Origin of the sequence: Tenacibaculum sp. E3R01 (assembly GCF_003318185.1) — a bacterium.
Lineage (GTDB): Bacteria > Bacteroidota > Bacteroidia > Flavobacteriales > Flavobacteriaceae > Polaribacter > Polaribacter halocynthiae.
In genome coordinates, this window is the sequence record NZ_QOCC01000026.1 from 51575 (window position 1) to 63325 (window position 11751).

At 30.0% G+C, this 11751-nt stretch carries 9 protein-coding genes; 1 reads left to right on the forward strand and 8 read right to left on the reverse strand.

Features of this window, described 5'->3' with window-relative positions:
• Positions 1-2: 2 nt before the first annotated feature.
• From DS884_RS15105 to DS884_RS15135, 7 genes are all read right to left on the reverse strand, one after another.
• The gene (locus DS884_RS15105) at positions 3-584 is read right to left on the reverse strand and encodes a Maf family nucleotide pyrophosphatase (RefSeq protein WP_113787492.1); all 582 of its coding nucleotides are present in this window, start codon (positions 582-584) and stop codon (positions 3-5) included.
• Entirely contained in the window at positions 571-1470 is a 900-nt protein-coding gene (locus tag DS884_RS15110) for a UbiA family prenyltransferase (protein ID WP_113787346.1), read from the reverse strand. The genes DS884_RS15105 and DS884_RS15110 overlap by 14 nt, the downstream gene beginning before the upstream one ends.
• The gene (gene smpB, locus DS884_RS15115) at positions 1470-1928 is read right to left on the reverse strand and encodes an SsrA-binding protein SmpB (RefSeq protein ID WP_176974423.1); all 459 of its coding nucleotides are present in this window, start codon (positions 1926-1928) and stop codon (positions 1470-1472) included. Before smpB ends, DS884_RS15110 begins: the two co-directional genes overlap by 1 nt.
• A 199-nt stretch (positions 1929-2127) precedes the next feature.
• Entirely contained in the window at positions 2128-3378 is a 1251-nt protein-coding gene (locus DS884_RS15120) for an aminotransferase class I/II-fold pyridoxal phosphate-dependent enzyme (RefSeq protein WP_113787493.1), read from the reverse strand.
• Positions 3379-3453: 75 nt separating this feature from the next.
• Positions 3454-6906: a pyruvate carboxylase gene (locus DS884_RS15125; protein WP_113787347.1), complete on the reverse strand. Its 3453-nt coding sequence runs from the start codon at positions 6904-6906 to the stop codon at positions 3454-3456.
• Between the two features lie 283 nt (positions 6907-7189).
• Positions 7190-9349 carry a xanthine dehydrogenase family protein molybdopterin-binding subunit gene (locus DS884_RS15130; protein ID WP_113787348.1) on the reverse strand — a complete coding sequence of 720 codons (2160 nt, stop codon included), beginning with the start codon at positions 9347-9349 and terminating at the stop codon, positions 7190-7192.
• Positions 9350-9360: 11 nt separating this feature from the next.
• A complete protein-coding gene (locus DS884_RS15135) occupies positions 9361-9822 on the reverse strand; it encodes a (2Fe-2S)-binding protein (RefSeq protein ID WP_113787349.1) in 462 nt (153 codons plus the stop codon).
• Between the two features lie 167 nt (positions 9823-9989).
• Here DS884_RS15135 and DS884_RS15140 point away from each other — a divergent pair, with 167 nt between their 5' ends.
• On the forward strand, positions 9990-11228 hold the full coding sequence (locus DS884_RS15140; RefSeq protein WP_093871605.1) for a mechanosensitive ion channel family protein: 1239 nt from the start codon (positions 9990-9992) through the stop codon (positions 11226-11228).
• A 1-nt stretch (position 11229) separates the two neighbouring features.
• Here the strand turns inward: DS884_RS15140 and DS884_RS15145 are convergent, their stop codons facing one another.
• Positions 11230-11706 (reverse strand): hypothetical protein, encoded by a 477-nt coding sequence (locus tag DS884_RS15145; protein ID WP_093871606.1) that lies wholly within the window; start codon positions 11704-11706, stop codon positions 11230-11232.
• Positions 11707-11751 lie beyond the last annotated feature (45 nt).

Genomic DNA, 11751 nt, shown 5'->3' on the forward strand with positions numbered 1-11751 from the left:
AGTTATAATTTCATTAATTCTTTATAAAGTTTATGAACAGGGAACCCCATAACAGTAAAATAGCTACCTTCAATTTTAGTTATTCCTATTTTTCCTATCCATTCTTGAATCCCATAAGCTCCTGCTTTATCATACGGTTTGTATGTAGTAATGTAATAATCAATCTCTTCTTTTGTTAACTTTTTAAAATATACTTTTACTGAATCGTTAATTACTTTCTTAAAATTTTTATTCAAAATACAAACAGATGTAATTACCTCGTGCACGTTATTTGATAACCTGTTAAGCATATCAAAAGCATCTTCATAATTTTTAGGTTTCCCCAGTGCAATATCATCTATCCATACAATAGTATCAGAAGTAATAATTAATTCATCTTTTTCTATACTTTTCTCAAAAACTTTAGACTTTAATTCAGCTAAAAAATCAGTAATTTCGTACGATTTTAAATTATTTGGATACACTTCATCTACCTCTTTAAGTTTAATTGTAAAATCGACATCCAAATCTTTCAAAAGTTCGTGCCTTCTAGGTGAACCTGAAGCTAAAATAACTTTATAGTTTTTTAATTTATTTGATAACATATTTAAAATAGTAAGCAATAATAGGAATACTTATAACAGCTAAAGTGTAAACTATATTAGATTTTTTTAGCAAAGCCTTATAATCATTATCACTTCTTGCACTTAATAAATAATAAATGAAGTATAATTCAGGAAAGGTACCTAATAATAAAATTGTTGAGAGTATAAATTTATTTTGAATAAATGAAATTGCAAATCCCAATACAACTATACTTGTTAAAATTGAAATAATTAAAATCATTGTTTTTGTTCTTCTTCTCCCTAAAACTATTGGAATTGTTTGGTGATTATAAGTATAATCATGATTAATATTTATAATATCTTTTATACTTTCCCTAACAATATTCCCCATAAATGATAGCGAAATATAGAATATCGTTATAAGTTGAAATTTAAATAATAAGTCCCATTGTTCTGTTGTTAAATTCACGGGTAAATCACACCACCATACTAAAAGCACACTATATGCCTTAATAAATGAATTTATAATGTTGGTGAAAATTGTTTTTTTTAAAACATACAAAGAATATAAAGCAATTACACACATATTAAAAACACCAATAAAACCATAATAAGGTTTATTGATATTAAAAGACAATATAAAGCCTATGAAAACACTAGCAAGAGCTATAATAATCCCTGTTTTTTTTGCCTTCTGAATTGGGTATTTTGGGAATTTAACTTCCTTCTTTCTTGCGTAATAGTTTATTAAAAAACCGGCTGCTAATACTCCAACTGTAGATAATTGTAGTAAAAATAAATCAAAAAAAGAAAGTTTGGTTTTAAAACCATAACCATGTAAAAAAAACATTTTAAATAAAAACTGAATAAATGCTATGTACAATAGATTTTTCCATTTTATAATATTTAAAAAAATTTTAGTCATTAATTAAAATTCTTTTTTATTCTAGCTAAATCTCTTTTGCTATCACGATCTTTCATCGTTTCCCTTTTATCATGTGTTTTCTTACCTTTTGCTAAAGCTACGTCTAATTTAGCCCAGCCATTTTCATTAATAAAAAGTCTTAAAGGAACAATTGTATTCCCTTTAGCTTCAACTTCTCTAGCTAATTTTTTCAACTCTCTTTTATTCAATAACAAACGCCTTTCACTTTTAGGATTGTGATTAAATTGATTACCGAAAGCATACTCTTCAATATACATATTAATAACAAAAAGTTCTCCTTTATCATTAAATTCACAAAAACTTTCTGTAATTCTTGCTTTGCTATGACGTATCGATTTTATTTCCGTTCCAGTAAGCTGAATTCCTGCAGTATATTTATCTATAATCTCGTATTCAAAACGAGCTTTTTTATTCTGTATGTTTATATTTTTTTGCATAATCAAAAACAAATATACTTATAAATTTAAGGTTTAAAGTAAAAATAATAAACTATGGTTAATAGGCACATTTTAAGTATTCTTTTTCGTTTTTTTTTAAATTAAAAATAAATAATTATAATAAATCTTATTTTAAAAGCATAAAAAAATGCTCTGAAATAAATTCAGAGCATTTTAGATATTCACATATGTTTTATGCTTATTCAGCCATTATAGCTTCAGCGACTTTTTTATAAGTGCCATTTTCAAGTTTCTCTCTAATTGCAGAAAAAGCTATTATAGTTTCTTCTACATCTTCTACTGTATGACGAGCTGTTGGTATTAATCGTAATATAATCAATCCTTTTGGTATTACTGGATACACTACTATTGAACAAAATACTCCATGATTTTCACGTAAATCTTGAACCATAGCCATAGCTTCTGGTATTTCTCCTTTTAAATACACAGGAGTAATACATGTTTGAGTAGTACCTAAATCGAAACCAGCGTTACGTAAGCCAGATTGTAATGCATTCGTTATTTTCCATAAGTTCTCTTTCAACTCTGGCATTGTACGAATCATATCTAAACGTTTTAATGCTCCTTTTACCATTGGCATTGGTAATGATTTTGCAAACATTTGAGATCGCATATTGTATTGAAGATATTGAATTACATCTTTATCTCCTGCAAAAAATGCACCTATACCCGCCATAGATTTTGCAAATGTTGCAAAATAAACATCAATACCATCTTGTACACCTTGTTCAAAACCAGTACCTCGACCTCCTTCTCCTAAGGTTCCAAAACCATGGGCATCATCTACTAATAAACGGAAATTATATTTTTCTTTTAAGGCAACTATCTCTGCTAAACGACCTTGTTCTCCTCTCATTCCAAATACACCTTCAGAAACTAACAAAATTCCTCCTCCAGTCTTTTCTGCCATTTTAGTTGCTCTCATCAAATTCTTTTCGCAACTCTCAATATCATTATGTCTATATACAAAACGTTTTCCTGCATGTAAACGAACTCCGTCAATAATACAAGCATGAGTATCCATATCATACACAATAATATCATCTTTTGATACTAAAGCATCAATAGCTGAAACCATACCTTGATATCCAAAATTCACCAAATAAGAAGATTCTTTCCCTACAAATTCAGCACACTCTTTCTCTAATTGCTCATGATATTTTGTATGCCCAGACATCATACGCGCTCCCATAGGGTATGCCATTCCGTCTTTAGCTGCAGAATCACCATCTACTTTCAATACATCAGGATGATTTGCTAAACCTAAATAATCGTTAATACTCCAAGTAATTACTTTTTTTCCATTGAAAGACATTCGGTTTGATATTGGCCCTTCTAATTTAGGAAACACATAATATCCTTCTGCAATATCAGCCCATTTTCCTAAAGGTCCTTTATCCCCTTTTATTCTTTCAAATAAATCTTTAATCATTTTTACCTTTTGTTTTATATGTTGCGAAAGTAAACTTTTTTAAGAGCATATCAAAAAAACTTAACTTATCTCTTACTTCAGTTTCACTACTAAATCACTAGCATCAACCAAGGATCCTGCTTCTAATAGAACTTTATCAATAATACCTGAAGAAATAGCTGTTACTGTTGTTTCCATTTTCATGGCTTCAATAATAAATAACGGCTGATTTTCTTTTACTTCTTCTCCGTTTTTAACTAATACTGTTGACAATAAACCCTGCAAAGGAGCTCCTATTTGTTTTTCATCTTCTGCATCTGCTTTCACATTTTCTATTTTATCAACTTTTACGGAATTATCTTTAATAGATACATTTCTCATTTGTCCGTTAATCTTAAAGAAAACATTTATAAAGCCATTCTCATCTGGCTCACTCTTTTGCATTAATGAAATTAACACTTTCTTTCCTGATTCAATATCAACCATAATTTCTTCACCTACTTCCATTCCAAATAAAAAGTTTTTAGTTGGAATATTCATTACGTTACCAAATTTTAAATGGTTGTTATAAGCATCAGTAAACACTTTTGGATACAATTTAAATGATAAGAAATCAGTAATTTCTAACTCTCTTCCCATTCCTTTTCCAAATTGTCTTTTGAAATCTTTAAATTCTTTTTCAAAATCAATTGGCTCTAAATGCGCGTTTGGCCTATCTGTATACGGTTCTTCATTTTTTAAAATGATTTTTTGAAGTTTATCAGGAAAACCACCAACTGGCTGTCCTAAATCTCCTTTAAAGAAACTAATTACAGATTGTGGGAATGAAATAGTATCTCCTCTTTCCATTACATCTTTAACTGTTAAATCATTACTTATCATATATTGAGCCATATCACCTACCACTTTTGAACTAGGTGTTACTTTTACAATATCTCCAAACATTGTATTTACCTCTCCATACATTTTCGTTACCTCTGTAAACTTTTCTTCCAACCCTAAAGCAATAGCTTGCCCTTTTAAATTTGAATATTGCCCTCCTGGAATTTCATGTTCATAAACTTCACCAGTTCCTGATTTTAATCCTGATTCGAAAGGATAGTAATATCCTCTTACTGCTTCCCAATAGTTCGAGTATTCTGATAATTTCTCGGTGTTTAAAAGATTTTCTCTTTCATTAAATCGTAACATTTCAACCATTGAGTTAAAATTTGGTTGTGATGTTAATCCAGATAATCCTCCTAATGCTACATCAACAACATCTACACCAGCTTCTATAGCCTTTAAATACGTTGCAGATTGAACCGAAGATGTATCGTGAGTATGTAAATGGATAGGAATATTAATTTCTGATTTTAATGCACTTATTAATTCATATGCTGCTTGTGGCTTTAATAACCCAGCCATATCTTTTACTCCTAAAATATGTGCTCCTGCGTTTTCTATATCTTTTGCTAATTGCAAGTAATATTTTAAATCATACTTAGTTTTATTTGGATTCAAAATATCCCCAGTATAACAAATAGAAGCTTCTGCTAATCCATTGGTTCTATTTCTTACATGTTTAATACATGGTTCTATAGATTTCATCCAGTTTAATGAATCAAAAATTCTAAAAACATCTACTCCAGTTTCCCATGATTTTTCTACAAATTTTTCAACTAAATTATCTGGATACGCTGTATATCCAACTCCATTAGACCCTCTAATTAACATTTGTAATAAAACATTAGGCATTGCTTTTCTTAATAATGCTAATCGTTCCCATGGATTTTCCTGTAAAAATCGTAAACAAACATCAAAAGTTGCCCCCCCCCATACTTCCATACTAAATATCTCTGGATGATTCTTTGCATATCCTTCAGCTACTTTTAGCATATCTGTAGTTCTCATTCGTGTTGCCAACAAACTTTGATGTGCATCACGCATAGTTGTATCTGTAAAATGAATTTTCTTTTCATTCTTTAACCACTGTGCAAACTTTTCAGGTCCCAGCTCAGTTAATAAATCTTTGGTTCCTTTCGCATAATTTTCTGTTTTTGAAAACTTAGGAACCTTAGGTACAGTAAACTGATGACTTTTATTTATTTTTTTAACATCAGGGTTTCCATTTACAATTACCTCTCCTAAAAAATTAATGAGCTTATTAGCTCTGTTTTTAGGTTCTTTAAATTCAAATAGTTTAGGTTCATTTTTTATAAAATTAACTGTAACTTCTCCTTTTCTAAATGTTTCGTGATGTAATATATTTTCAAGAAAAGCTATATTTGTTTTTACACCTCTTACTCTAAACTCGACTAAAGCTCTTAACATCTTCCTACAAGCACCATCTAATGTTCTACTTCTTGCAGAAACTTTCACTAACATAGAATCAAAGAATGGCGATATTTTCACCCCTTGATATATACTTCCAGCATCTAATCTAATTCCAAATCCAGATGCACTTCTATACGTTGAAACTGTTCCATAATCTGGTTTGAAATCATTTGCAGGGTCTTCCGTTGTAACTCTACATTGTAATGCATATCCTGTAATTACAATTGACTCTTGACTTGGGATTTTTATTTGTTTATCTGCTAATTTATAACCTCCAGCTATAAACAGTTGCGTTTTCACTAAATCAATATTCGTTACCATTTCAGTAACAGTATGCTCTACCTGAATACGTGGATTTACTTCTATAAAATATACACTACCATCGTCATCTACCAAAAATTCAACAGTACCTATATTGTTATAGTTTACTGCTTTACAAATATCAATAGCATAAGTATATAAATCATTTTTAATTTTATCTGTTAAACCAAATGAAGGGGCAAATTCTATAACTTTTTGGTACCGTCTTTGTACAGAGCAATCTCTTTCATATAAGTGCACAATGTTTCCATAAGTATCTGCAACTATTTGAATTTCTATATGCTTTGGGTTTTCAACATATTTTTCCAAGAAAACAGTATCATCTCCAAAAGCATTTAATGATTCTCTTCTTGCCTCTGGAAAAGATTTTTTCAACTCTTCATCACTTCTAATAACACGCATACCTCTACCTCCACCTCCAGAAGCTGCTTTTAACATAATTGGATATCCAATTTTTTTTGCTTCAGATAATGCTATATCAATTGAGTTTAAATCTTCTTGACTGCTTTGAATAATTGGCACATTATTAGCAACTGCAACTTCTTTTGCTGTGATTTTATCTCCTAAAGCTTTTAATACCGACACTTTTGGTCCAATGAAAATAATTCCATTCTCTTCACATTTCTGGGCAAATTCAGCATTTTCAGATAAAAAACCATATCCAGGATGAATAGCATCTACATTATTTTCTACAGCTACTTTAATAATAGCCTCAATATCTAAATAAGGCTTTAAGGGCTCATTATCTTCACCTATTTGATAACATTCATCTGCCTTATAACGGTGTAAAGAATACCTATCTTCATAAGTATAAATACCAACAGTTTTTATTCCTACCTCAACGCAGGCTCTAAATACTCTAATAGCTATTTCTCCCCTGTTAGCTACTAGTACTTTTTGAATTTTCATTGTGCTTTGTGTTTGTTAATGTGTTTGTTAGCGTGTTTTATAAATTGCCCTCCAAATTTAGTTTTTAATTTACATTTTTATAAGTAAAATCGCGATTTTACTTATAAAAAAATATTAATTTAACACATTATCAAAATAAGTGTAATAAAAAACTACTTTATCATTTTTTTATTAAATAATTATCAATTTTACAATTAAAATTCAATACTATTTTAACAATCTTCTCAAAATTCTATTTTTAACAAAAAAAAGGAAGCTTAATTTAGCCTCCTTCTTATATATTCTATCCTAGAACTTTACTTTTTTCTCCAACTTCATCTATAAAAGGTTGTTTATACAGTCTGGTATTTAATGCTCTATAAATAGCATTAGAAACCGCCCCTCCTGCCGGAGGTAGCCCAGGTTCTCCCAATCCAGTAGGAGACAACTCATTTTGAACAAAATGCACTTCTACTTTTGGGGTTTCATTCATTCTTATTAAACGATAAGTATCGAAGTTTTTATTTGATGGTTTTCCATTTTCAAAAGTCAAATTTCCATACATAGCATGTCCAATTCCATCTATAACTCCTCCTTGAATTTGATTAATTGCTCCTGTTGGGTTTACAACTATACCACAATCTACAGCTGCAACAACTTTAGTTACAATTGGCACACCATTTTTCAGCTCTACTTCTGCCAATTCTGCTACATGGGTATTATGGCTATAATAAGCCGAAAAACCTTGAAAAACACCTTCTTTAGATTTTCCCCAACCACCTTTTTCAGCAGCTAATTTAATCGTACTCTCCATCCTCTCTCCTGAATACTCTATTTTTTCATCTGCATTATCTTTTACATTCTGCAATAGATCAATTCTTAACTGAACTGGATCTTTCCCCATTTCTTGTGCTAATTCATCGAAAAAACTTTGTTCTGCAAATGCTAAAAAGTTAGTGTAAGGAGCCCTCCATGCACCTGTAGTAATATTACTTTTATAATTACCACTAGACACTTTATAATTTGAAATACATCCTGCAGGAAAAAAATGTGGAATTAATCCATACATATTACTGTTTATCGCAGCTTCTTTTAAATGATATCCAGTAATTTCTCCATCCTTTAAAGATGCTGAAATCCTATATTTTATTGCTGGTCGATAAATACCATCTGTCATATCATCTTCTCTAGAAAAAATAACCTTTACTGGTTTTTTAGCCAAACTAGAAACTTCAGCAGCCTCTAAAGCAAAATCTCCATATAAGCGACGTCCAAATCCACCACCCATTCTTGTCATTTCTAATTCAATTTCCTCTTCTTTTCTTTTTAGTAAATTAGCAACTCTTCCTGCCGTCCATTGTGGAGTTTGAATTGGCCCTACTAAATGTACTTTTTCATCAGTTACATTTGCATAAAAATTCATTGGTTCTAAACAATTATGGGGCAAAAAAGGAGAATGATAAGTTCTTTCTATTACTTTATCAGCCTCAGCAAAAGCTTTTTTAACATTCCCATCTTCTCTACGAACATCTAACTTTTCATTATCAAGAATTCCGTTTAAAATCTTATCATGTTCTAAAGTGCTTTCTAACTCTCCAGCATCTTTCCAAACAGCTTTAATTGCTTTTTTCCCTTTCATTGCTGCCCAAGTATTTTTACCCAAAACTGCAACTTTATCACCAAACCTTAAAACTTCAAGTACTCCTGTTACTTTTTTTGCTTCACCATCATCAAAACTTTCTAATTTTTGACCAAAAGCAGGTGGACGCAAAACTGATGCATATAACATATTTTCAGCTTTATAATCTAATCCGAAAAGAGGTTTCCCTGTTGTGATCTTATCTAAGTCTACATTTACAGCATCAGTACCTATAATTGTATATTCAGAAGGTTTCTTTAATTCTACTTTTTCAGGTACTTCCAATAGAACTGCTTCTTTAACAACCTCTCCATAACCTATAGTTTCTCCTTTACCATTTGTAATAATTCCTTTAAATGCTTTACAAGTAGAAGAATCAACTCCCCACTTTGTAGCAGCTGCATTTATTAACATCTGTTTTGTAGTAGCTCCTGTTTGTCGTAAAGCATCCCAGCCTTTACGTATAGATTGACTCCCTCCTGCTACTTGACGTGTATATTCCTTTTTATTGTACTTTGCTTGTACTACATGTACTTTACCCCACTCAACATCTAATTCTTCTGCAATAATCATTGGCATCGATGTTTTTACACCTTGGCCTATTTCTGGATTAGGAGAATAGATTGTGACATAACCATTATCTGATATTTTTATAAATGCATTAAAGTCATTAAAATTTAGATTTTCTATATCAATAGAAGGCTTTACATTTGGTTTACACGCTGTAAATAAATTAAAGCCTATCATAATCCCTCCACTTGCTAAAGCAGATGTTCTTAAAAAATTCCTTCTACTAAATGTTAGTTTATTTTCTTTTGAGTTCATCTTGGTAGTATTTATGACATTTTTTCTGCTGCTATAGCAATTGCTTTTTCTATTCTATTGTAAGAAGCACACCTGCAAATATTTCCATGCATTGCTTCGCGAATTTCTTGTTTATTGGGGCTTGGGTTTTCTTTTAAAAAAGAAGCGGCTGTCATTATTTGGCCTGCTTGACAATAACCACACTGAGGTACATCAACTTCTTTCCATGCATTTTGTAAAGGATGAGTTCCTTCTTTAGAAAGCCCTTCAATAGTTGTTATCTCTTCTCTATCTATAGCAGAAACCTGTAATTGACAACTTCTCATAGCTTTTCCATCAACATGAATTGTACAGGCTCCACATTGAGCTATTCCACAACCAAATTTGGTTCCTACCATATTTAATTCATCACGCAATATCCAGAGTAAAGGTGTATCAGAATCGGCTGTAACAGTAACCAATTCTTCATTAATTTTTAGAGTATAAGTTGGCATTTTTAAGTAGTTTTTGTTTCGTTGAGTGTAAGTTACAAAAAAATTGCTGTTTTATATTTAATTGCATAATTTTAAGAAAACTTTAATCTACTTATATAAATAATATCTTTTTTTACAAGAAGCTAGTACTATTATAAGTTATAAATTTGCAACTTACTTTTATTATCATGAGTTTAAACAAGCATTTATTTTATAATTATTTACAGGAACTTGGTTTTTCAATTAACACTTCTAAATATTTAAATCTATTTATTTTACTAATTTTATTTTTAATTGCTATTTATGTTATTGATATAATTACTAGAAAAGTATTTCAAAGTATTTCAGTTCGAATTGCTAAAACATCAAAAACAAATTTTGATGATATATTATTAGCTAACAAGCTTCCTACTAATATTGCACATCTTATTCCTGTCTTTTTATTTTTTGAATTGATTCCTATTCTTTTTTATGATTTTGAATACATCAGAAACCTAATTATTAAATCTGTTCAAATAATTAGTATCGTTTTAGTTATTAAAATTGTTAGAAGTATTTTAAACTCTATAAAAGATTACTTAAAAACATTACCAAAATTTAAAGACAAACCAATTGATAGTTATATACAAGTATTTATGATATTTGCTTGGTTTAGTGGTTTCATTTTGTCTTTTGCTATTATAACCAATCAGTCTATTTTAGCCTTTTTCACAGCTCTAGGTGCCGCTTCTGCAATTATAATATTAATTTTCAAAGACACTATCTTGGGGTTTGTTGCCAGTATTCAAGTATCTGTAAACGATATGGTTCGAATTGGCGATTGGATTACTTTTGAAAAATTTGGTGCAGATGGTGATGTAATAGAAATTTCACTTGCCACAGTAAAGGTTCAAAATTTTGACAAAACAATTACTACAATCCCGACGTATGCCTTAATTTCTGACTCTTTCAAAAACTGGAGAGGAATGGTAAACTCTCAAGGAAGAAGGATTAAAAGAGCTTTAAATATTAAAATAAACAGTATTAAACACTTGTCGAATGAAGATATCGATAAATTAAAATCTGTTCAATTGATTGAAGAGTATTTAACTATGCGTCAAAAAAAGATTAACAACTTTAATAAAGAATACAATATTAATAAAGGCCTTCTTTTAAACGGACGTAACTTAACTAATATTGGTGTTTTTAGAAAATACGCTCAAACCTATATTGAAATGCATCCCGCTATCAACAATGATATGATGATTATGGTTAGACAGTTAGCACCTACTTCTCAAGGTTTACCTTTAGAAATATATGCTTTTAGTGCTGATAAAAACTGGAAGAACTACGAATATATTGTATCCGATATTTTTGATCATTTACTGGCTTCAATTAAACATTTTGATTTAGAAATATTTGAATTACCAACAAACACAAACTTTTAGGTTATAAGTCAAGTTCTATTAGTTTCTCATTGTAATCAAATTGTAGATCTTCATGTAACTTATCAATACCTTTACGTATTAACCTTACTTGAGTTATCAGTACATTTTGTATGCGAGGACTCTTCTTTATCGACGGTTTAACATTTTTTAGCTGTAAACAGAAGTACAATAATAACTCAATTTCTGTTTCTTTATTTTTTGAATACCGAATATACCTCTTTGTTGTTGTAAGTATTTTCCGAACACTTTTTCTTATATAAAAATAACTCTTTGTATTAACCTCACTAAACAAAACATCTATTTCTTTTTTCACAGTTTCTCTATACTGTTCTTCATTATGCGCCTCAAACAACAAATAAGTTAACAACTCTTTATTTTCTTTTTTAAACCTAATTAACTTTAAGCATAACTCTAATAATTCTTTAGAATTCTGATGCTCCAACTCATCCTTTAAAACTTTAATTGTAGCTGTCTTCATACATTATTAATCTATGGATGGAATATAAATAAAAACCTCATAGAT